The organism is Caldimicrobium thiodismutans (genome assembly GCF_001548275.1).
Lineage (GTDB): Bacteria > Desulfobacterota > Thermodesulfobacteria > Thermodesulfobacteriales > Thermodesulfobacteriaceae > Caldimicrobium > Caldimicrobium thiodismutans.
Genome location: NZ_AP014945.1, coordinates 1,529,645 through 1,550,970, shown reverse-complemented (window position 1 = coordinate 1,550,970; position 21,326 = coordinate 1,529,645). Strand labels below are relative to the sequence as shown.

Annotated in this window: 19 protein-coding genes; 4 read left to right on the top strand and 15 right to left on the bottom strand. The window is 37.7% G+C overall.

Annotation, left to right across the window (positions count from 1 at the left end; translation table 11 throughout):
• Positions 1-62: 62 nt before the first annotated feature.
• Both THC_RS07745 and THC_RS07740 read left to right on the top strand, forming a co-directional pair.
• Complete coding sequence (locus THC_RS07745) at positions 63-1,118, top strand: glycosyltransferase family 4 protein (protein WP_068515714.1); 1,056 nt, start codon at positions 63-65, stop codon at positions 1,116-1,118.
• 9 nt (positions 1,119-1,127) lie between these two features.
• On the top strand, positions 1,128-1,880 hold the full coding sequence (locus THC_RS07740; RefSeq protein ID WP_068515712.1) for a BUD32 family EKC/KEOPS complex subunit: 753 nt from the start codon (positions 1,128-1,130) through the stop codon (positions 1,878-1,880).
• A 13-nt stretch (positions 1,881-1,893) separates the two neighbouring features.
• Here THC_RS07740 and THC_RS07735 read toward each other — a convergent pair whose 3' ends face one another.
• Both THC_RS07735 and THC_RS07730 read right to left on the bottom strand, forming a co-directional pair.
• Positions 1,894-3,504 carry an ArnT family glycosyltransferase gene (locus THC_RS07735; protein ID WP_068515709.1) on the bottom strand — a complete coding sequence of 537 codons (1,611 nt, stop codon included), beginning with the start codon at positions 3,502-3,504 and terminating at the stop codon, positions 1,894-1,896.
• Between the two features lie 11 nt (positions 3,505-3,515).
• The gene (locus tag THC_RS07730; protein WP_068515705.1) at positions 3,516-4,823 is read right to left on the bottom strand and encodes an O-antigen ligase family protein; all 1,308 of its coding nucleotides are present in this window, start codon (positions 4,821-4,823) and stop codon (positions 3,516-3,518) included.
• 256 nt (positions 4,824-5,079) lie between these two features.
• Here THC_RS07730 and THC_RS07725 point away from each other — a divergent pair, with 256 nt between their 5' ends.
• Positions 5,080-6,705 carry an ArnT family glycosyltransferase gene (locus THC_RS07725; RefSeq protein WP_068515701.1) on the top strand — a complete coding sequence of 542 codons (1,626 nt, stop codon included), beginning with the start codon at positions 5,080-5,082 and terminating at the stop codon, positions 6,703-6,705.
• On the opposite strand, the gene THC_RS07720 is transcribed toward THC_RS07725, so the two are convergent.
• The 3 genes from THC_RS07720 to THC_RS07710 are packed head-to-tail and all read right to left on the bottom strand — an operon-like array spanning position 6,669 to position 9,768.
• The gene (locus THC_RS07720) at positions 6,669-7,583 is read right to left on the bottom strand and encodes a glycosyltransferase family 2 protein (protein ID WP_082706387.1); all 915 of its coding nucleotides are present in this window, start codon (positions 7,581-7,583) and stop codon (positions 6,669-6,671) included. The genes THC_RS07725 and THC_RS07720 overlap by 37 nt on opposite strands.
• 2 nt (positions 7,584-7,585) lie before the next feature.
• Complete coding sequence (locus tag THC_RS07715; protein ID WP_068515696.1) at positions 7,586-8,698, bottom strand: DegT/DnrJ/EryC1/StrS family aminotransferase; 1,113 nt, start codon at positions 8,696-8,698, stop codon at positions 7,586-7,588.
• A 2-nt stretch (positions 8,699-8,700) separates the two neighbouring features.
• Entirely contained in the window at positions 8,701-9,768 is a 1,068-nt protein-coding gene (locus THC_RS07710; protein ID WP_167344339.1) for a Gfo/Idh/MocA family protein, read from the bottom strand.
• An 86-nt stretch (positions 9,769-9,854) separates the two neighbouring features.
• On the opposite strand from THC_RS07710, the gene THC_RS07705 reads away from it, so the two are divergent.
• Positions 9,855-10,436, top strand: a complete 582-nt coding sequence (locus tag THC_RS07705; protein ID WP_068515688.1) for an RNA ligase partner protein — start codon at positions 9,855-9,857, stop codon at positions 10,434-10,436.
• A 2-nt stretch (positions 10,437-10,438) separates the two neighbouring features.
• Here the strand turns inward: THC_RS07705 and THC_RS07700 are convergent, their stop codons facing one another.
• From THC_RS07700 to fabZ, 10 genes are all read right to left on the bottom strand, one after another.
• Complete coding sequence (locus THC_RS07700; protein ID WP_068515683.1) at positions 10,439-10,930, bottom strand: LptE family protein; 492 nt, start codon at positions 10,928-10,930, stop codon at positions 10,439-10,441.
• Entirely contained in the window at positions 10,920-13,508 is a 2,589-nt protein-coding gene (gene leuS / locus THC_RS07695; protein WP_068515680.1) for a leucine--tRNA ligase, read from the bottom strand. Before leuS ends, THC_RS07700 begins: the two co-directional genes overlap by 11 nt.
• A 13-nt stretch (positions 13,509-13,521) precedes the next feature.
• Positions 13,522-14,742 carry an isocitrate dehydrogenase (NADP(+)) gene (icd, locus tag THC_RS07690; protein WP_068515676.1) on the bottom strand — a complete coding sequence of 407 codons (1,221 nt, stop codon included), beginning with the start codon at positions 14,740-14,742 and terminating at the stop codon, positions 13,522-13,524.
• 15 nt (positions 14,743-14,757) lie between these two features.
• A complete protein-coding gene (gene greA / locus THC_RS07685) occupies positions 14,758-15,228 on the bottom strand; it encodes a transcription elongation factor GreA (RefSeq protein WP_068515674.1) in 471 nt (156 codons plus the stop codon).
• Positions 15,229-15,302: 74 nt separating this feature from the next.
• Positions 15,303-16,595 (bottom strand): IMP cyclohydrolase, encoded by a 1,293-nt coding sequence (locus THC_RS07680; protein WP_068515672.1) that lies wholly within the window; start codon positions 16,593-16,595, stop codon positions 15,303-15,305.
• Between the two features lie 53 nt (positions 16,596-16,648).
• Complete coding sequence (lpxB, locus tag THC_RS07675) at positions 16,649-17,812, bottom strand: lipid-A-disaccharide synthase (protein WP_167344338.1); 1,164 nt, start codon at positions 17,810-17,812, stop codon at positions 16,649-16,651.
• A complete protein-coding gene (locus THC_RS07670; RefSeq protein ID WP_068515665.1) occupies positions 17,787-18,743 on the bottom strand; it encodes a Gfo/Idh/MocA family protein in 957 nt (318 codons plus the stop codon). Before THC_RS07670 ends, lpxB begins: the two co-directional genes overlap by 26 nt.
• Positions 18,744-18,750: 7 nt before the next feature.
• The gene (locus tag THC_RS07665; protein ID WP_068515662.1) at positions 18,751-19,566 is read right to left on the bottom strand and encodes an LpxI family protein; all 816 of its coding nucleotides are present in this window, start codon (positions 19,564-19,566) and stop codon (positions 18,751-18,753) included.
• Complete coding sequence (gene lpxA, locus THC_RS07660; protein WP_068515659.1) at positions 19,559-20,365, bottom strand: acyl-ACP--UDP-N-acetylglucosamine O-acyltransferase; 807 nt, start codon at positions 20,363-20,365, stop codon at positions 19,559-19,561. Before lpxA ends, THC_RS07665 begins: the two co-directional genes overlap by 8 nt.
• Positions 20,358-20,816, bottom strand: a complete 459-nt coding sequence (gene fabZ, locus THC_RS07655; protein WP_068515655.1) for a 3-hydroxyacyl-ACP dehydratase FabZ — start codon at positions 20,814-20,816, stop codon at positions 20,358-20,360. The genes lpxA and fabZ overlap by 8 nt, the downstream gene beginning before the upstream one ends.
• Positions 20,817-21,326: the final 510 nt, after the last annotated feature.

Here is a 21,326-nt window from a genome sequence, read left to right as displayed (position 1 = left end):
TCAAAAAAGGTATCTTTCATGAAATACATTAAAGTCCTCTAATTTTATGATATAATTTCTTTATGAGGGAAATTCTTATCCTTAGGCCAAAAATTGGGTTTGGGATTGGAGGGGCAGAGTATCATGCTGGAATGGTAGCTGTAAAACTCCTTGAAAAGGGCTTTAAAATAGGAATTATTGCCCATACCATCTCCTTTCCCAAAGAAATCCTTAAAGAAATTAAATTTTATCCTGTAAAAATTAAGGGCTTTGGATCTATTCCTAAGCATCTTTTCTTTATTTTTCAGGCAAAAAGACTTCTTTCTAAACTTGGTAATTATAAACTAATAAGTTTTTTTCGCTATCCCTATCCTTCAGATCTTTTTATTATGTGTGACCCTCTTATAGCCCATCTCTTAGCCCAGAAGAGGCCCTTTTTAGCCAAATTAAGACCCCGCTATAGAATCCTTCTTAATCTTGAAAAAAAAGCCCTTCTTTCTGCTAAAAAGGTCATCTCCCTCTTTTCTTTGGGGAAAACCCTAATTAAAAGCTATTATCCCTTTGCCTATGAAAAAACCTTTATCTGCTACAGAGGCATGGATTTTTCCAAATTCAATCCCCTCTTAAAATCTCAAAAAAACCCTTTAAGAAAAAAATGGGGTTTTTCTGAATGGGATTTTCTTATTCTTTTTGTGGGATACGATACCAGAAGAAAGGGACTTGATTTGATTTTAAAAGTTTTACCGAACCTTCCTCCCAAAGTAAAATTAATTATTGCAGGGGCAGAAGGAAACTCTACAGAGAGAATTCATTATCTCGGTAAGGTTAAAAATCTTGAGGAGATCTATGCTATGTGTGATCTCTTTGTGCTTCCAACCTTATATGACCCTGGCGCCCTTGCAACCCTTGAAGCCTTAGCAAGCGGAACCCCTGTTATAACCACTCACCATGATGGAACATCTGAATTTGTAAAAGAGGGCTTAAATGGCTTTGTGGTTGAAAGAAATATATCTTCTTTAAAATCAGCTATCCTTAAGGCTATGCATACCCCCTTTGATCCTGTAAAAATTCACCATTTAATTAATCACCTCACCTGGGATAACTATGTGGATTGTTTGCTCAATTATCTTGATCTCTAAATAACTTTTATGCTTGAAATACTTTTTCCTGAATGGAAAAACTTTAAATTCTTTGTTTATAGTGAGGCTGAAAGCCCAGAAACTCTTTTTCTTAAACCCTTTAGCTTTAAAATTCTAAAGCGTTCCCCCTCTCATCTTGTTTTCTTGCTCTCACCCTTCAACTCAGAAAAACCCCTTTATTTTCTTAAGGTCTATCAACCAAGACTCTTTAAACGAAACAGAATTAAAGCCTTCATAAAAAATCTTCAAATGTTAAAAAAAAGAAATATTCCTGTATTATATCCTCTCCTCATCTTTTATGAAAGGCCTCTCTTTTCCTATTTAAAAAGGCATCCCTTTTATGGGGGAATTCTCTATCCCTTTATAGAGGAAGGCTTTCTAAAAGAGGAACTTTTTTTCAGGGAAAATTCCCAAACCCTTCTTATAAATCTTGTTAATTTCATTTTCAGTCTTCATGAAAAGGGAATTCTTCTTAGGGATACTAAGTATAATAATTTTTTTTACACCAAAGAGGGCTTTAAAATCTTTGATCTTGATGGAATAAAAATTCTTGAAACTTCCCTATCTAAAAAAGAGCGATTAAAAGATCTTTCAGCCCTTGCCATGACCCTTGAGTGGATTGGTCTAAAAGAGGCAGGAACTCTCATTTTCAAAGCCTATCAGAATCTCTTGGGTGAATTAGGAAAAGTTCATTACGAATACTATACAGAACTGAAGATTAAAAAAAGAAAAAAGCGAGAAAGAAAATTTAATCTTAAATAATTACTTAAAATAATTATTCTGTTTTTATAAGAAAGTAATTTTTACCTCTAATTTCTAAAGGATATATTTTAATTATATTATTTTTCTCGGAAAGTAAATTTTTATCTTTTAAAAGAATGTAGCTTTTTTCTGGAAGACTTGTGCAATCTTTAAGATATTCTACCTTTTCAATTAATTGATAACGGTATTTAAGATAATATATCAGATGGTGAGGTATAACTTGACAGAGATAGAGCTCTTTTTTATCTTTGATAAGCTCTGCGATTTCAAAGGCTGAATTTCTAAAATAATTCATCTCTTTCTGATGAAGGGGGTAATAAAAACTAACATAAATCTGCTTTGCAAAAAAGACATAAAGAACAAGGTAGAAAAAAAGAGAAACCGAAGAATTTAATTTTTTTAATAAGAAAAATAAATTAAGAAAAAGAAAAAAGATAACAAATAGATAAAAGAATGGAGAAACTTCAAAAGTTCTGTAAAGAAGGTAAATTATAAAAGCAAAAAGTAAAATTATATTTAGCCATAAAAAGAGTTTTAAAAGGGTTTGTAAAGTTTGTGAAAGTTTATCTCTTTGTAAATAGTAATAAAAAACAAGGGTTGCAGTCATTACCAGGCCTGAAATTGAGGGAAGCATGTAGCGGAGCCTTGCTCCTGGAAAGAGAAAATGAAAGAAATAACCAAAAACAAATAAAAAAAGGCTAAAAAGTAGTAGTTTATTAAGAGGTTCTCTTTCTTTAAAGAAGTTTCTTAAGGGTTCTTTCCTTAATGCCAGCAAAGTAAAGATCCAGGGGGAAAAGCCAAGAAGAGCTTGAAGAGTAAAACTTTCAAGGTGCTGAAGAAATCCCATCTCCTGAGCACGAGCTGAAGAAAGGTATTCAGAAAGCCAGGCTGAAATAAAGGGCTTTAAGCCTACCTTCTGACTTACAGGAATGGCCCAGAAAAAAAAGACCGAAAAAATGGTTAAAATTCCAAAAAAATGAGGAAGTCCAGAGAATTCTCTAAGTCTTTTTTGAAAAAACAAATAGGGAAGAAAGGCAAGATAAAAGAAAAGGAGAGCCTGAAAGGTTTTTGTCAGAATTCCAAGGCCAAGGAAAAAACCTGAGATACCAAAGGCAAGATATTTTTTATTTTTAATTTCATGAAGATAGAACCAGCTGAAAAGGGAAAGAGTAATAAGCAAGGTATAGAAGGCGTCAATCTCAGCGCGCAGGGCCTTATCTATTACTTCAGGAGTGGTAAGAAAGATAAGGCCTGGAAGAAGAGAAAGAATAAAAAATTCTTTTCTCCTTTCAGCCAGACTATTCAGAATCTTCATCCAGATAGAGGTTAAAAAAAGGGATGAGACAATCATGGATAGAGCAGAAAAGGCTCTGGCAGTAAATTCTGAATGATCTCCTGTTAATTTGAAAAATCCTGCCAGAGCAAGATTAAAAAGAGGGGGTTTTTGAAAATAGGGCTCCCCAAAGAGTTGAGGAAGAAGGTATTCCTTGGTTTCAAGCATTTGAAGGGCAATGAGAACCCTTCTTCCCTCTTCACCTTGAAATTCCTTTCCAGAGATGAAGGGAAGATAAAGTAAAAGCCCGAAGATTATAAGAATAATAAAAATATAAAGAGTCCCTTTCATTTATTTCAAAATTAGACCCAATTTGAAAGTTTTAATTTTGTCCATAACCCCCAAGTTAATCCTGAGGCTATCCAGAATGGCGCAAAGCGAGTTCCTTCTTCCATTCCAAAAAAATTCATATAAACAAAGCAAGCTATGAAAAAAACTACCAATCCAATACCAAATCTATCATAGGGGAATATTCTTGAACTAAATAATTCTAAGGCTCTTTTTAATGTCATAAAATAAAGTAATAAAAAAACAATTAAAGTTTGAATCCCTGCTTGCATCCATATATTTAAAAAAGTATTGTGAGGATTCCCAATTCCTAAAGGATCTAGATTCTCCTTCTCAATTGCTATTTTTTGAACTTTTCTACCAATACCTGTTCCTTTAACTGGATTTTTAATTAGATACTTTATATAAATTGGCCATGTATATAATCGTATCCCAAGCGATCCACTTTGTGGAAAATCTTCGTAATTTTTAGAAATTAGTATTGAAAGGTTATCCCTTCCTAAAAACATATTTTTAAGTAAAGGATTATTAAAAATTAAAAACGCTAATATGAAAAAAAGGCCAGTTAAGAAAAGAACAAACTTTTTAATATATTTAGATTGGGCATTAAATATAAAAAAAATCAAACTCAAAAAAATTCCTAATAATATAGCTCGCCTATTAAACCAAAGGATAATCAAAAAAGCAATACTAAAAAGAACTAAAAACAGATATTTCAATTTGCCTCTTTCAGTAATAAAACCTATAAGAAATACACTAAAGCATAAAAGATAAGCTGAGGGCAATATAGTTAAAGGTTTTTGAAGAATGGCATCTTCAAATATCTCATTACTAATAGAGAGAACATAACATGATAGATTTAATTCACACAAATTACCAAAAAACATTAATAAATACATCACAAACATTACATAGACAAAAGATATTAAAATAAACAATATCAATATAATGTTATTATTTTTATAAAAACAGATTAAACATACCAAACTTAAAAAAACAATAATATTAAAAAAATAATTTGTAATAAAAGCTTCAATTGAATAAATCCTATTTAAACTAATAAATAATGAAAAAAGAAGTAACAAAAAAAGAAAAATGGCAAGAATAATTAATAAATTTTTCAGCTCTCTTAACTTATAAAAAAATTTAAAGATTTCTTTATTTAATAAAAAAAATACAAATATAAATAAAAAAATCAAACTATTTCCTATCCACCAAAGAGTTTTCGTATGTTTAAAAAATATAGAAATCAAAAGTAAAGTCCATCCAAAATAAAAAAAACTTTTAAGAATTTTATCCAACTTTTTAATTTCTTCTGCCATTTTCCCTTTGCTTTTTAAAAAATTGCCTTTATTATATCATTGAACCATAAAATACCAATATTGAGACCCAAGATTTGAAGCCCTATTCAAGGAAGTCTTTATATTTAGATTCAGAGAATTTACACTATGTATACCAGCGGGTGTTTTACAAAAAAAGAAGTATCTTATAATATATACTAAAAAACTCAGGCAAGAAAGATCAAAATAATTGGAGAGAGAAGATGAGAGAAATTGAAGGAACACGAGGGGGCAAAATATGAAAAATTTTATACACAAAATTATTAACACCATTCAAATTTTTGATTTACTAAGGTTACTTTTTATTGGTTTGCTATTTTCTGGAATCTTTTTGAATCTCTGGGAGAGGCCACTTTTTGGGGTTGAGGGAAGATGGGCAGAAGGGGCAAGGGAAATGTCTTTGAGAAGCTCCTGGTTTGTTCCCACTATAAATTTTGAACCCCATGTGACCAAACCCCTTATTCCCTTTTGGCTTATAAAAATTAGTGGAGAGCTTTTTGGCTTTTCTGAATTTACTGTTAGGCTTCCAGGGGCTCTCCTCGGCTTATTTTCTGTCCTCATTTTTTATTTTCTTGCTAAAAAACTTTTTGAAAAAGAATGGGCCCTTATTGGAACCGCCCTTTATGGAGCCTCCCTTGGCTTTCTTGAATTTTCAAGACTTTCCCAATCGGAAATCTATCAACTATTCGGCATTGTTTCTGCTCTAACAGTTTATATCTACTATCGGGAAAAACCATCCTTTACAGGATATACCCTTTTCATATTTGCCCTTCTCTTTGGGGCTTTAAGTAAAGGTCTTACTGCAGTAGCTGTTTTAGGTCTTTTTGTAGGGCTTGACATTGTTCTTTTTCGCAGATTCTATCACTTTAACCCCAAACTTTTCATAATTTTAGCCCTCGGAGTTTCCCTTTATTTTCTCCACTATTATCTTATCTCAAAGGAACTTCAAACCCAGCTTCCCTTTTATCTCTGGTTTAGGGAAAATCTAAAACAAGCTGTAGATCCCTATGATAATTTGAGACCCTTTTATATCTATTTTTACTTCTGGCCCCTGTGGATTGCTCCTTTCAGCCTTTTTCTTCCCTTAGCTCTTTATAAAAACTTTAAAAACTTTAAAAGTCTTTCCCAAAATGAAAAACTCTTTTTTTTAACTAACCTCTTTATCTTCTTGTTATTTACTCTTGCTAAAGCAAGAAGGGGATATTACCTTCTACCTATCCTTCCCTTTACTATAATCACCCTTACCTTTTATCTAAAAAATTTAAAAGAGTTCTTTTTAGTTAAACTCCATCAAGGAATAGCCCTTTTTTTACCTTTTTTGAGCCTTGTTTCCCTTTATTTTCTTCATAAAAAGGGTTATCCTTTTAACCCAAATTTGTGGATAGGCTTTGGGTTTACAATAATTGCCCAGATCTTTTTACTTATAAAATCTATAAAAATCTCTAAACTTTCGGAAAAATTTTTAAGTATAATTTTAATTTTTTTACTTTCAGAGATTCTCTATTTTTCCTTTCTTCAGCCAGCCTATAGTTCAAGCACAGAAAAAGAAAGCGGTTTATTTGTTAAAAGGCTCTCAGAAAAAAATCAAGATCTAAAAATCTGCAGTCTCTCTTTGGAAGAGAGACCTGTAGCTAATTTTTATTTTTATGCAGAAATAAAGGAAAAAGTTGAAGATTTGAAAAAGCCTGAGGAGGCCCTTTCAAAATGTAAGATTATCATTATAAGAAAAAACCTAAAAGAAGAATGGTTAAATCTCTTTCAAAAAGAAGGTTATAAAATGGAAAAATTTGAGACTAAGGGTGATAAATCCAAAAATTATTATATTTTTTACAAATCTTCAACCTTAAAGACACCTTCCCTTTGAGCAAGATTAAAGCGCTTTAAATTTTTGTGAATCACATAACTTACTAAGGCACCAAGAAAAAGGGCAAAAAATAGAGAACCCTTTATAAGACCAGGTTTTAATATCAACGAGATACCTACGGGAAAAAGGGCGCACACATGGAGAATACTCCAGACTTTAAAAAATTTCTCATAAAACACAGACCTTTTCAAAAAGGGAAAGGTTATAAGTTCCCTTAAAACCTCAACAGTTCTTTTTAAGCCATAGTGAGAGCGTCCCCAGTAGCGTTTTCTATCAAGAACCGGGATTTCTGCAACCTCTTCATTTTTAACTCCAAAAAGGGCAGGTAAGAAGCGATGAAATCCATGGGGAATTTGAACCCTTTTAGGAATCTCAGCTACATATCCCTTAAGGGAACAGCCGTTATCCCTTACTTTAACACCTGTAACTATGGCAATGATACGATTTGCTATAAAGGAGGGTATCCTGCGGGTTAATAAAGGCTCCTTTCTCTTTAGACGATAGCCAGTTGCAACTAAATAGCCCTCTTCAAGCTTTAAAAGAAGCTCTTTAAAATATCTCGGATCATTTTGGCCATCTCCATCCATGGTAAAGATGAAATCCCCTTTTGCCAGCTGAAAACCCGCTGTTAAACCCGCTGCCTCTCCTCTATTTCTATCCATATTAAGAATTCTTATTCTCCCATCTTTCTCCTTCAGAGTTTTTAACTTTTCAAGAGTCCTGTCAGTGCTTCCATCATTTACAAAAAGGATTTCGTAATCATAGCCTCTTTCACTTTTTATCTCCTCACAAACAGCCTTTACTTCACTATACACCAGATCCACATTTCCCTCTTCGTTGTGCATGGGTATAAGAATAGAAATAAGCTTCTGACTCATTTTTAAGCGTTAAAAAAAGCTTTAATTGAGTCAACTATATAATCAATTTCATCCTGAGTGAGCTCGGGATAAATGGGAATGGCCACAAGTTCCCTTGCAAGCCTTTCAGCCTGGGGAAGATTCCAAGATTTCCCAAAGGTCTCAAAATAGGCTCTGTGTTGATGCAGGGGAATGGGATAATAATAACCTGTTCCTATTCCTCTTTCTTTCAAAAATTTTATTAATTCTTCCCTCTTTGAAGTCCCGATAACATAACGATGATAGACACTTTTTTTATGAGGTGGATCAAGAGGGGGAAGTAAAAGCCCAGGTATTTCTGAAAGCTTTTCTGTGTAATACCTTGCAATTTCTCTTCTCTTTTCATTTTTTTGGTCAAGGGTTTTAAGCCTTGCCCTTAATATTACTGCCTGAAGCTCATCAAGGCGGGTATTTAATCCAGGAAAATGGGAGTGATTTTTTTCAACCTGGCCATGAACACGAAAATATTTTAACTTGAAGGCAAGTTCATCATCATTGGTAACAACAACTCCTGCATCTCCGACAGCATTTAAATTCTTAACAGGTCCACAACTAAAACATCCAACTTTACCAAAGGTGCCAACCTTTTTACTCCTATACTCAGCTCCATGAGCATGGGAGGCATCTTCAATCAAGATAATTCCATATTTATCACAAATCTCAAGGATATCATCCATCTCACAGGGGTGTCCATACATGTGAATAAGTAAAAGGGCTTTTGTGCGAGGAGTAATTTTTTTCCTGAGATCATTGAGATCAGGGCCAAAGGTTTTTGGATCAACCTCAAGAAATACAGGTTCTGCCCCTGAAAAATAAACTGCTTCAAAATCCGCAATAAAACCATTTGCCTGAAGGAGAACCTCATCTCCTTTCCCTATTCCTAAAGCAAGCAAACTGGCAAGAAGGGCTGAGGTCCCACAACTATAACCTATGGCATGTTTTACTCCAAGATATTCAGCCCATTCTTTTTCAAAGGCCTGTAAATTTGGACCATTTAAAATTTTCATACTTTGAAAAACCTCTTTAAAACCCTTTAAAACCTCTTCTTCAATTTCAGAAAAACCGCGTCTTAAGTCAAGAAGGGGTATCTGGGGCATTTTTATACTCCTTTTCCAAGTTTGCAGTATCTTGGTTTAAAGGGAAAGTGAATCTCTTTTCCTCTTTCTGCCGATTCATAAAGTCCGATAATAAGCTGAAGAGAAGGAAGGGCATCTTCTCCAACAGCAAGATAAGGTGCCCTTTCTCCCTTTTTAAAATACTCAAAGACTGATTTTATATAACTAAAGTGAGAATATCCAAGGGGATGCTGGGGATTTTCCCTGTATCCCTCTATGAGTGGGGTGGGATCTTCAACTCCTTCAAGGGAAAGATAATCAAGCCGATTCATGGCAAATCCTCCAATAATTGCTGAGCCCCTTTCTCCCAGCAAAACCACCTCGGCTTTTATGTCCTTTGGTCTTGCACAGGTTGTGGCTTCAATTGTTCCAAGGGCTCCATTTTTGAATTTAACGGTTCCCACAAGAAGGTCTTCAGCCTCGATATTTACAAGATAGGTTCCCATTTTGGCAAAAGAGCTTTCAACCTCTCCTAAAAGATAGGTCATCATATCAGCAAAATGACAACCCTGTTGGGCAAGGGCTCCTCCATCATAAGCCCAGGTGCCCCTCCAACTTGCACTGTCATAGTAATTCTGTCTCCTTGACCAGTAAAACTTTACTGAAAGTAGCACAATTTTCCCAAAAAAACCCTTATCAAGAAGTTCTTTAACCTTAATTACAGGAAGATTGGCTCTATTTTGAAAAATGGTTACCAGCTTAAGTTGATATCTTTCCGCTAAATTTACCAGAGTTTCTGCATCTTTAAGAGTAAGAGCAAGAGGTTTTTCCACCAGAAGATGCTTACGAAATTTTTTTAGAATAATTTCTCCCACTTTTTTATGAAGACCTGATGGAACGGCAAGGTCAACCACATCTACAGGTTCTCTTTTAAGCATCTCTTGAAAATCTGTATAGGGTTTAGCAGATAGGGCTTCAGAAAAAATTTTAACTCTCTCAGGATTTAGATCTGATACAGCAACCACTTCCACCTCATCCTTTAAAGCCTGATAAATTTTGAGGTGGCGCTCAGCAGCTTTTCCACATCCAATCAAGGCAAGTTTCAACCGCATAATCATTTAAACATATAACTTTTTTTCCAGTTGTAAAGTCCAATTTTTCCCTTGACCTTAAAATTTTATTGTTTAAAATCATTCCCATGGAAAAGGAAAGATTAATTCCTGATACCAGTATTTTTACCAACCCAGATGTCTATCATCAGTTTGGAGAAGACCCTCTTTCTGCCTTTCAGAACTTTCTTCTCCTTGTGGCAGAACTTGAGGGGGATGTAAGTGTCTATATACCTACCTCTGTTTATGATGAGTTGAAAAGAATGATTTCTCAGATGAAAATTCCTCCCAAAGCAAGATCAGTGCTTAAAGTTAAGTCACCGAAAAAATATGAACTCTATATTCCTGCTTTTTTAATGTATGAATTTATTGATGAAATCCGCAACCGTATCAATAAGGGATTAAGAATTGCTGAAGAGGCTGTCAAAGCCTTAACCTATAAAAAGCCGGAGGAGGTATTAAAGTCCCTGCGACGGAAGTATAGAGAGGTATTAAGAGAAGGAATTGTTGATAGTAAGGAAGACCTTGAAATTATTCTCCTTGCCCTTGAACTGGATGGAGTTGTTCTATCTGCTGACCGCGGAGTCCTTTACATGGCAGATTCCTTGGGCCTAAGATTCTGGGAACCTAAGGAAATTAAAGAAACCTTAGAGGGATTTAAGACTTGGTAAGCTTATTTAAAAAATATTTCCTGAAATATAAGCTCAGAGATATCCTTAGAGAGCTTTTTTAAAGCCTCCTTTTTCCCCGGATCAAGAAGCCCTGTTAAAGCCTCACTGACACGATAGGTCTCAAATCTATTAAATTTTCTATTTTCATAAATCTTTTCTTGAGTAATTCGCTCAATCAATTGGAATTTCCCTTCAAAAAGAATTTTTCTTTCCTTAGTCTGAAGAAAGACCTCATAAGATACCGGCTCCACATAAACTCTGGTAATCTCGCCTTTAAAGATTAAATCCGCCTCCTCTTCCCTATAAACCGGGATAAGGAGCCTGCCCTGACTGAAGCGATGGCGAAGCTCATAAGCCAGAAGTTCTCCCATCTCAGACTCTTGAGTATAATTTTTAAAAGGGGGAATATAAATAGTTTTCCAGTGAGATTTAAAATAGGAGGGTCTCTCCTGAAGGGTATATCCACAGGCCCAAAGACTAATACTAAGAAACAACAATATTGATAAGTTTCTCAGGGACAAAGATAACATTTCTTAAGGTCTTTCCCTCAAGATATTTTTGGACCTTAGGAAGCCCTTTAACCATTTCAAGAGCCTCCTCTTTGGAAATTCCTGAAGGAGCTGAAATCTGATCCCTCACCTTACCATTAATTTGAACAACTAAGATAAAGTTTTCTTCCTTAAGAAGGCTTTCCTCCCAAAGAGGAAAACTTGCCTCAGAGATAAACCCACTATTCCCAAGATGTGCCCAGAGCTCCTCACAGAGATGAGGACAAACAGGAGAAAGAGCAAGTAAAAGCTTTTCAAAGATCTCCTTTAAAAGCTTAAGCTCTACATCCCCTGAAAGATCAAGCTCTTTAAGAGAATCCTGTAAGAAATTTAAAAATTCCATAATGGAGGCAATCCCTGTATTAAAGTGAAGCCTCTCTTCAAAGTCTTGATGCACCTTTTTAATCATCTGGTGAAGTTTTCTTCTTAGAATTAAGGCCTGACCGCTAAGCTCTGAAAAATCCTTATCTGAATAGGTTATTCCCTTTAGCCTTTCAGCATACTCCTCAACCAGGGTATAGACCCTTTTTAAGAAACGAAAAGCCCCTTCAATGCCGTGATCACTCCATTCAAGGTCTCGATCTGGTGGTGCAGCAAAGGCAATAAAGAGCCTAACTGTATCAGCTCCATATTTTTTAATCATGGCATCAGGATCAACCACATTACACTTGCTCTTAGACATCTTTTCTGATTTTCCAACTATCACCTCTTCCCCACAATTATCCTTAAGACATCTACCTTCAGAGGAGACCTCTTCTGGATAAAGCCAGCCATGTCTTGGACATTTATAGGTTTCCTTTATAACCATTCCCTGAGTTAAAAGATTTTTAAAGGGCTCATCTATTCTCAAGTATCCTAAATCTCTTAAAACCTTGGTAAAAAACCTTGCATAAAGTAAGTGCAAGATGGCATGTTCTATTCCACCAACATATTGATCCACTGGCAACCAATAATCCACATCTTGAGAATTAAGGGGTTCAGAATAATCAGGACAGGTAAATCTTGCAAAATACCAAGAGGATTCAACAAAGGTGTCAAAGGTATCGGTTTCTCTTCTGGCTGGGCCTCCACAGGCCGGACATGTGGCAGAAACAAATTCTTTAAGCCTTGGAAGAGGACTCCTGCCCTGTGCGTCTATCTGTGCATCCAATGGAAGCCGGACTGGAAGATTCTCTAATTTCTCTGGGACAATTCCGCACCTTTCACAATAAAGCATAGGGATTGGACAACCCCAATAACGCTGGCGAGAAACTCCCCAGTCTCTAAGCCTGTAGGTAATCCTTTTTTTCCCAAGTCCAAGGGCTTCCAGTTTCTCAATGACCCTTTTTTTACCTTCCTCGCTGGGAAGACCAGAAAATTCTCCAGAGTTTATCATTATCCCCAGTTCTTCATAAGCAGATTCAAGCTCTTCAGCCTTTAAAGTTTTATCTCCGGGTTGAATTACAACTCTCATAGGAAGCCCATATTTTTTAGCAAATTCAAAATCCCTCTGGTCATGAGCAGGAACGCACATAATAGCCCCGGTTCCGTATTCCATAAGGACAAAGTTGGCAGCAAAAATGGGAACACTCTCCCCACTAAGGGGATTTTTAGCAAAGGACTCTAAAAATAGCCCTTCTTTTTCCGCAACTCCCTCTTCAATTCGTCTTCTTTCTTTTTTTACCCTTTCAGAAAGTCTCTCAAGCTCTTTAAACAGGCCCTTTTTCATTGCAAGCCTTTTTGCCAGCGGATGCTCTGGGGAAAGAGCAAGAAAGGTTACACCAAAAAGGGTATCAGGTCTGGTAGTAAATACTTTTACCTTTTCTGAAAGTTCTGGAATAAAAAACTCTACCTCTGCTCCTTCACTCCTGCCAATCCAATTTCTCTGCATGAGAATCACTTTTTCAGGCCAAAAGCCTTCCAATTTCTTAAGATCCTCAAGCAGTTCTTCTGCATAAGCAGTTATTCTCAAGAACCAACCTTCCATCTCACGGGAGATAACCTCTTGACCGCACCTCCAGCACTTACCCTCCTCTACCTGTTCATTAGCAAGGACGGTTTGACAACTCTCACACCAGTTAACTGCTGTTTTCTTCCGATAGGCAAGCCCCCTTTCATACATCTCAATAAAAAATCTCTGTTCAAATTTATAATATTCAGGATCACAGGTTGCAAACTCTCTGTCCCAATCATAGCTAAAACCAAGTTTTTTAAGTTGCTCCCGCATATAATCAATATTAGAATAGGTCCACACAGCTGGATGGGTCCCATGTTTAAGGGCAGCATTTTCTGCTGGAAGACCAAAGGCATCCCAGCCCATGGGATGAAGCACATTGTAACCCTTCATCCTTTTAACCCGGGCTATAATATCTCCAAGGGTATAATTCCTCACATGCCCCATGTGGATCCTTCCAGAAGGATAGGGGAACATCTCAAGGACATAGTATTTTGGTTTATTCAGATCAGTTTTGACCTTGAAAACCTTTTTTTCTTCCCAGAGCTTCTGCCACTTTTTTTCTATGGCAGAAAAATCATAATATTTCACAGGGCCCTACCCCTTAGAGGCTATAAATGTTCTTTACAATCTCATCAGCAAATACAGAAGTCCTGACCTCTTTAGCTCCCTCAAGAAGTCTTGCAAGGTCATAAGTTACTATTTTACTCTGGATAGTTTTAGAGAGGGCATCCCAGATAATTTGAGCAGATTCTTTCCAGCCAAGGTATTCAAGCATCATCTTGGCAGACAAAATCAGAGAAGAGGGATTAGCCTTATCCAGACCTGCATATTTGGGGGCTGAACCATGAGTAGCCTCAAAAACCGCATATCCATCTCCTATGTTTGCCCCTGGGGCCATTCCAAGACCTCCCACCTGTGCAGCCAGGGCATCTGAAAGATAATCGCCATTCAGATTCGGAGTTGCAAGAACGCTATACTCCTCCGGTCTAAGAAGGGCCCACTGAAACATGGCATCCGCTATGCGATCCTTTATAATCACCTTTCCCGAAGGAACACCCTGAGGATATTTCACTGAAATTTCTTCTTCTGCAATACAAACCTCTGGAAACTCCTCCTTAGCCAGTTCATAACCCCAGGCTCTGAAGGCCCCTTCGGTAAACTTCATGATATTCCCTTTATGAACTAAGGTGACACTGGGAAGACCATTTTCAAGGGCATATTTGATGGCCTTTCTCACAAGCCTCTTTGTCCCGAAGACTGAGATGGGTTTTATGCCAATACCTGAGTCTTCCCGGATTGATTTCCCAAAGTTTTCCCGAATAAATTCAATAAGTTTTTTTGCCTCAGGAGAGCCAGCCTGATACTCAATACCAGCATAGACATCTTCTGTATTCTCACGAAAAATTACCATGTTAACCTTCTGAGGTTCCTTTACAGGGCTTGGTGTTCCCGGTATCCAGCGCACAGGTCTAACACAGGCATAAAGGTCTAAGACCTGCCTAAGGGTCACATTAAGACTCCGGAATCCCCCTCCCACTGGTGTTGTGAGAGGGCCTTTTATTGCTACCACACAATCCTGGATAATCTTCAAGGTTTCTTCAGGAAGATAATTTCCCGTCTCCTTATAGGCCTTTTCACCGGCTAAAACCTCTTTCCAAAGTATTTTTCTCTTTCCATTATAGGCCTTGTCCACTGCAGCAGAAACTACCTTTAGCATAGCTCTGGTAATGTCCGGGCCAATACCATCTCCCTCAATATAGGCTATTTCTGGCTCATCTGGAACAATAAGGGTAAAGTCCTCCCTAAGGGTAATCTTGGCCATGCCTTCCTCCTTGTCTTAAATCTCTATATCCAGTATTTCAAACTTTTTGATTCCGGACGGTGTCTGAATCTTTACCTCTTCTCCAATTTCTCTACCAATTAAACCTCTGGCTATAGGAGAATTTATGGAGATACTACCATTAGAAGGATCTGCCTCATAGGGTCCAACGATTTTATATGTCATTATCTCATCGGTTTCAAGATTTAGGAGTTTTACTTTTACCCCGAATTGCACTCTCTCAGGAACCTCCTTAAGAGGAGGGATAACCTCAGCTTGAGCAAGAAGCCCCTGAAGTTCCTGAATTCTACCTTCAATGTAAGCCTGACGCTCTTTGGCAGCCTCATATTCTGCATTTTCTGAGAGATCTCCATGGGCTCTTGCCTCTTCAATGGCTTTAATGGTCTTTCTTCTTTCAACCTTGATAAGGTGCTCAAGTTCTTTTTTAATTCTTTCAAGACCTTCAGGTGTAAAAGGAATTTTTGTCACTGCAAATACACCTCCCCTTTAAAGCTTATTCAAATATAATCAATCTTAGGGATTGTGCAAGAAATCAAAAGGTCTTAATGTTTAAAGGCCCTCTGACCAGTAAACATCATGGCCACAGGTGGGTAGGCCTCATTGCAGGCTTGAATAACCTCCCAATCCCTAACAGAGCCCCCAGGCTGTAAAATAGCACTAATTCCCTGCCTTATAGCTACATCCGCAGCATCTCTAAAAGGTAAAAAACCATCTGAGACCATAACTGCATTTATAAGTCCGGCCTTGTCTTTTTTGGTTTCCTCATCTATCTCCTCTTTCTGCTCCTTGGGTCTCAAGCCTTTTTCTACCTCAAGTTCAAGTTGCTTATAGGGAATTCCAAGTTTGGTATAACAAAGCCAATCAGAATAATTTCTATAGGCTTTGAAAATAGCAATCTCGGTACACCCCACTCTATCCTGCTCCCCGGTTCCAATAGCAACTGTTCTCTCATCCTTCACAAAAAGGACTGAATTAGAGGTCACCCCAAGCTCAACAGCCCAGCCAAATATCATATCCCTGAGCTCTCTATCATCAGGATCTCGCAGGCACTTATATTCAACCCCATCTTTTACCGCTATAGCAGGCTTTAAATCCTCCTTTTTTCTGATTCTATTTTTCTGAGAAACTTGAAGAATAAGACCTCCATCAATAAGACTCTTGAATTCCACAACTGGAAAACTGGCATATTCCGCAAGCTTATCCATCCTTTTTACCCTGATTATCCTTAAATCCTTCTTTCTTTTTAAAATTTCTACTGCACCATCCTCATAATCTGGAGCTGAGACTACTTCAAAATAGTGCTTTGCAATAGCTTCAGCACAGGCTTTATCAACGGGCCTATTTAAGGCAATGGCCCCTCCAAAAGCAGCCACTCTATCCGCACTAAAAGCTCTGGTAAAGGCCTCCTCAAGGCTTGATCCATAAGCTACTCCACAGGGATTGTTGTGTTTCACAATGATACAGCAGGGTTTTTCCATTAGATATTTTAGAATATTCAAGGAGTTGTCCACATCTGTAAGATTGGTTTTACTGGGATGCTTACCAAATTGAATAAAATCTGCCTCAGTAAGATTAGAGACAAGGCCTTTGCCAGGAGAAATAAATTCTGCTTCTCCCAAAATGAGATTTCCTGCAACAAGCTCATAGAGCGCAGCTTCTTGATCAGGATTTTCTCCATATCTAAGGCCCCTTCTTTCCACGATACCAGGTTCTACCTCCAAATCCCAGGTTCTTTTTTTATAAATAAGGGTCTGATCTCCAAAGGTAATACGCAGTTCCGATGGAAAATGATCTCCCACAATAGTTCTGTACATCTTTTTCAGATCTTCTCCCATAGGACACCTCCTTATCAGGCTTTTAGTTTAGTATCTTAAAAAATCTCCTTTTGTCAAGGTTTATTTTTAAGGCTCTGAGAAAATTTTACAATCTCTTCAGCAATCTTCCAAGTCACCCCTGGGGCCCCAAGTGCTTTCCTGAGTTCAAGCAAAGATTTTTTAATACTTTCACCTTCAGACATAACCTTTTCCAGAGCTAAAGCAAGCTCAGATGGGGAACTCCTGTCCTGTAAAATCTCAGGATAAATTTCCCGATTTAAAATAAGATTGGGAAGACTAATATAAGGCACCTTAACCAAGCGTTTGGCTAAAAAATACATCCAGGGTGGTAGATAGTAAGTCACCACAGCAGGATTTTGAAGAAGAGCTGCCTCCAGGGTTATTGTGCCTGAGGCAAGAAGTGAGGCTTGAGAATACTTCAAGACCTCATATTGCATATTTTCAAGGATGAGAAATTCTTCTTTTGCTTTTTCCCAAAAAGGCGAATCCTTTAGCCCCGGAGCTCGACAGAGGATCCCTTTAATCTTTGAGTTTCTCTTTTTAAGCTCTTTATAAACCTTAATAAATAAAGGCAGGTGTCTTTGAATCTCAATCTCTCTGCTCCCAGGGAAAAAGCCCACTACAGGTGTCTCAGGATTTAGATTGTAAATCTCATAAAAAAGCTCTCTTGGCAGATTTACCCTCACAACATCCAAAAGGGGATGACCAAAATACCTCGTTGGGATGCCATGATTTTTAAAAAAATCCTCTTCAAAGGGAAGAATCACAAAGAGCTGATCCACATATCTTTTAAGATGATTAATGCGGTGTTTATGCCAGGCCCAGACCTGAGGGGCTACATAATAAATCACAGGATAACCTAAGTTTTTAGCAAGCTTGGCGATGCGCAGATTGAAACCCGGGAAATCTACAAGGAGGACCAAATCAACCTTTTTTTTGCGCAGAAATTCCTCAATCTTCCGGTAAATAAAAAGGTATTTTTTAAGTTCAGCTGGCTTAGGAATTCCTACCAAGGATAGGGCTTCAGCAGAAAAGAGGACTTCAACCTCAGATCCCCTAAGCCTTGGTCCCCCTATACCTATAAAGTGAAAGCTCGGATTAATTTCCCGAATTCTCCGGACAAGCAAAGCTCCGTAAAGGTCACCAGAAATCTCTCCTGTGATAATTAAAACCTTCAAGACCTTAGCCCCGCTAAAGGCTTTGAAGCCTTTTTTCAACCTCTTCTTTAATTTTAAAGGCAACTTCTAAAGGCAAAAGGGCTTCCCTCCCAGAGGGAATTAGCTCTCTTCCCTCAAGAACTCCCCTGACAAAGGAGATAAGCTCCTCTTTTAAAGGATCATCTTCTGGAAAATTCTTTTTATCAAGAGAAAAGTTACGGGTCTCAAGACTTGGCCTTATCTCAAGGTAGGACTTTTCTAAGGTATCTACACTATGATAGATGCCCTTTTCAAAAACTCTAAATTTTCTTTGTTTTGAAAGGGATATTCTGCTTGCTGTAAGATTACAGGTGCTCTGATCCTTAAAAACTATTCTTGCATTAACAATATCTGCTTTATTTGTAAATAGAGGAGCCCCCACTGCATGTATAAAATCAACTTCAACCCCCTTTTTTAATAAAAAAACCAGATCCAGGTCATGAATCATGAGATCAAGCACCACATCTATGTCAAGATTTCGCTCTGCGAAACTGCTAAGTCTATGAGCTTCAATAAAAAGGGGATTCTTAACCCGTTCACAAAGGAGCCTTACCGCCTTCTGAAATCTCTCAATATAGCCAATTTGCAAGGGTATCCCCTTTTGCTCAGCCATTTCTACAAGCTCTCTTGCCTTGGGAAGGGTATCAGCTATAGGTTTTTCCAAAAAAAGGGCCTTCCCTTGCAAAAGCACCTCTTTGCCAATTTCATAATGAGTAGAAGTTGGTGTAGAAAGGACTACTGCATCAACCTCTGGTAAAACCCTCTGAAAATCAGTATAAAGGGCAGGTTCTCTCTGATATCTCTCTTTAAGGCCTTGAGAAACCTTTTGCAAACGCTCAGGGCTCAGATCCACAAGAAACTTTAGGTCTGCAGATTCAATTTCACAGAGCTTCTGGGCATGAAATCCTCCAAGATGCCCAACTCCAATAACTGCTATTTTAAGTTTTCGCATAACTCCTTTATCTTACTCCAACTATGGAAATTCCATAGCGATTGGCAAGCTCTATAGCTTTATTTCTTTGTAAAAAAAAGGTCTTTCCAGCCTCCAAAGCAAGGACTGAGGCCTTAGCCTTAACAAGATTCTCTATGGTATGCAGACCCACCACTGGAAGATCCAGTCTTAAGTCCTGATGAGGTTTAGCAATTTTAACCACAATGGTCTGATTCCTGAGTTTACCTCCCCTTAAAATGGTGGCATCCGTTCCCTCCATAGCCTCAACTGCAACAGTCATACGATCCTTTACTACCACACACTGCCCAATATCAAGTTCACCAATGGCCTTAGCGATGCGTAAGCCATAATGAATGTCAGACCATTCCTCCTCAGTAGGTTCTCTATCTGTATAACAACCTTCTTCTACAAGAAAGTTTTGTAAAAATTCAGCGGGTCCTCTAACTCTGAAACCTTCCTTTTCAAGCTCTTCAGTTATAGCCTTAAGTAAAGTATTATCTTCTCGGTTTGCAAGCCTTTTCCAAAGTTTAAAAGCCCTTTTATCAGGAAGACTCAATCTCAAGGCCAAACTTTTTTCTATCTTTCCAAGAAAGATTAAATCTGAAACCCCCTCTTTTTTAAAGATTTCTATTAGCCTTTCTAATTGACCGAGATAAATTTGATAGACCCTGGAAGCAAGCTCCTTGAGTCTCTTTTCTTGACCTCTGGAAAAGGTAACCGCGATGACCTCAAAATCAAGATTCTTAAGCTCTTTGGCCAAGATCAGGGGGAACTCGCCTTCTCCAGAGATAAGGCCTATCTTAGGGTTTACCTCTTCAGACATCTTCTCCTTCAAAGGGCTTTCTTCTCATTATACCCTGTTTAGAAGGGTTTTCCAGAAAGGCAATTAACTGAGCAATCAGGGGATCATCTCCAAAGACATCTCTGAGCTCCTGAATGACCTCTTTTAAAGTTGAGGGACCATCTAAGAAGATGCCCAGGGCTTGAGAAAGCCTGCGAATCTCATCCTTTCCCCAGCCAGCCCGTCTAAGACCCACAAGATTAAGACCCTGAATTTTAGCAGGGACCCCAAAAACCTTCACAAAGGGTGGCACATCTTTGTCTACCCCGCTCATACCCCCTACAAAGGCATAGGCACCTATTCTGCAAAATTGATGCACTGCTGCAAACCCCCCCATAACCACCCTATCCCCTACCCTTACATGCCCCCCAAGGGTAGCATTATTTGACATGATTACATGGTCCCCTACCTGGCAGTCATGGGCTATATGGACATAGCTCATAAGCAAACAATTATTTCCAATCTTAGTAATACCTGCATCCTGAAGGGTTCCTCTGTGAATGGTTACAAACTCTCGGATAATATTATCATCTCCTATCTCCACATAGGTCTCTTCTCCCCTGTATGAAAGATGTTGGGGCGGTGTCCCAATCACAGCAAAAGGGCCAATTTGATTGTTTTTCCCTATACGGGTATGGCTTTCAAGATAAGAATTGGCCTTAATAATGGTCCCACTTCCGAGATAAACCCTGGGACCAATATAACTATTGGGCCCGATTTCAACCCCCTCTTCAAGCTCAGCACTTTTGTCAACATAAGCAGTAGAATGAATTTTACTCATCTTTAACCTCTATCATGGCAGCAATTATCTCAGCCTGAGCAACTATTTTTTCCTCAACCTTAGCGGTTACATTTGTTCTAATAATATGTCCCTTTCTTTTAAATTTTTCAGCCTCAATCACCAAGGTATCCCCGGGTAAAACAGGGGATTTGAAACGCACATTTTCAATTCCAGCTAAGACAAAGAGTTTCTCCTTACATTCTGGAAAGGTTTTTTTAAGATATATAGCTCCGGTTTGTGCCATAGCCTCTAAAATTAAAACCCCTGGCATGATGGGGTTCCCGGGGAAATGTCCCTGAAAAAAGGGTTCATTATGGCTCACATTTTTAACTGCCTTTATATATTCCCTTTCTGGATCAATCTCCAGCACCTTATCAACCATTAAAAAAGGATATCTGTGAGGGAGTAACTCTAAAATTTCCTTAGCAGTTATCTCTCCCTTATCACCCATTTTTCCCTCCCATTTCCTCGGGTATTTTCACCATTTTAAATCAAAACTGACATTTTCATAGGCTCCCTTTTCAGAAAGACCTTTTCTGCATGAATTTACTCCAGTAATGCAAAGGGACACATAACGAGCAAACACACAGGTTAGCCACTACTTTAAAATGGGATTTAGATAAATATTAATCAAAATATGCTTGACCTGGAGTTGAATGCAGAGGCAAATTTAAGTCTCAAAAGATATAGACGCATACACCCGAAAATAGTTACCTTTTTCTCTAAATATGCTCTCTCATGCATTTTCTGATATCTCCTTATCTTTCTGCAAAGCTCCTTTACCTTCCCAACCACTCTTTCCTTTGAAATAAGCTTTGCTAAAGAACTAAGCTTGTAAATTTAAGAGGGGCGAAATAGATAGTTTTTTCGTGAAGGTTCAAGAGAGGAGCTGAGATTTTTTATATGAGGCAACGATAAAATTTCGAATAGATTTTTAATGAGGCAATTCGAGACCTTTGAA

Excerpts from the sequence above, each read along its gene's own strand:
- THC_RS07745 (WP_068515714.1), top strand. The coding sequence starts at position 63 with ATGAGGGAAATTCTTATCCTTAGGCCAAAAATTGGGTTTGGGATTGGA.
- THC_RS07740 (WP_068515712.1), top strand. The coding sequence starts at position 1,128 with ATGCTTGAAATACTTTTTCCTGAATGGAAAAACTTTAAATTCTTTGTT.
- THC_RS07735 (WP_068515709.1), bottom strand. The coding sequence starts at position 3,504 with ATGAAAGGGACTCTTTATATTTTTATTATTCTTATAATCTTCGGGCTT.
- THC_RS07730 (WP_068515705.1), bottom strand. The coding sequence starts at position 4,823 with ATGGCAGAAGAAATTAAAAAGTTGGATAAAATTCTTAAAAGTTTTTTT.
- THC_RS07725 (WP_068515701.1), top strand. The coding sequence starts at position 5,080 with ATGAAAAATTTTATACACAAAATTATTAACACCATTCAAATTTTTGAT.
- THC_RS07720 (WP_082706387.1), bottom strand. The coding sequence starts at position 7,583 with ATGAGTCAGAAGCTTATTTCTATTCTTATACCCATGCACAACGAAGAG.
- THC_RS07715 (WP_068515696.1), bottom strand. The coding sequence starts at position 8,698 with ATGCCCCAGATACCCCTTCTTGACTTAAGACGCGGTTTTTCTGAAATT.
- THC_RS07710 (WP_167344339.1), bottom strand. The coding sequence starts at position 9,768 with ATGCGGTTGAAACTTGCCTTGATTGGATGTGGAAAAGCTGCTGAGCGC.
- THC_RS07705 (WP_068515688.1), top strand. The coding sequence starts at position 9,855 with ATGGAAAAGGAAAGATTAATTCCTGATACCAGTATTTTTACCAACCCA.
- icd (WP_068515676.1), bottom strand. The coding sequence starts at position 14,742 with ATGGCCAAGATTACCCTTAGGGAGGACTTTACCCTTATTGTTCCAGAT.
- THC_RS07680 (WP_068515672.1), bottom strand. The coding sequence starts at position 16,595 with ATGGGAGAAGATCTGAAAAAGATGTACAGAACTATTGTGGGAGATCAT.
- THC_RS07670 (WP_068515665.1), bottom strand. The coding sequence starts at position 18,743 with ATGCGAAAACTTAAAATAGCAGTTATTGGAGTTGGGCATCTTGGAGGA.
- THC_RS07665 (WP_068515662.1), bottom strand. The coding sequence starts at position 19,566 with ATGTCTGAAGAGGTAAACCCTAAGATAGGCCTTATCTCTGGAGAAGGC.
- lpxA (WP_068515659.1), bottom strand. The coding sequence starts at position 20,365 with ATGAGTAAAATTCATTCTACTGCTTATGTTGACAAAAGTGCTGAGCTT.
- fabZ (WP_068515655.1), bottom strand. The coding sequence starts at position 20,816 with ATGGGTGATAAGGGAGAGATAACTGCTAAGGAAATTTTAGAGTTACTC.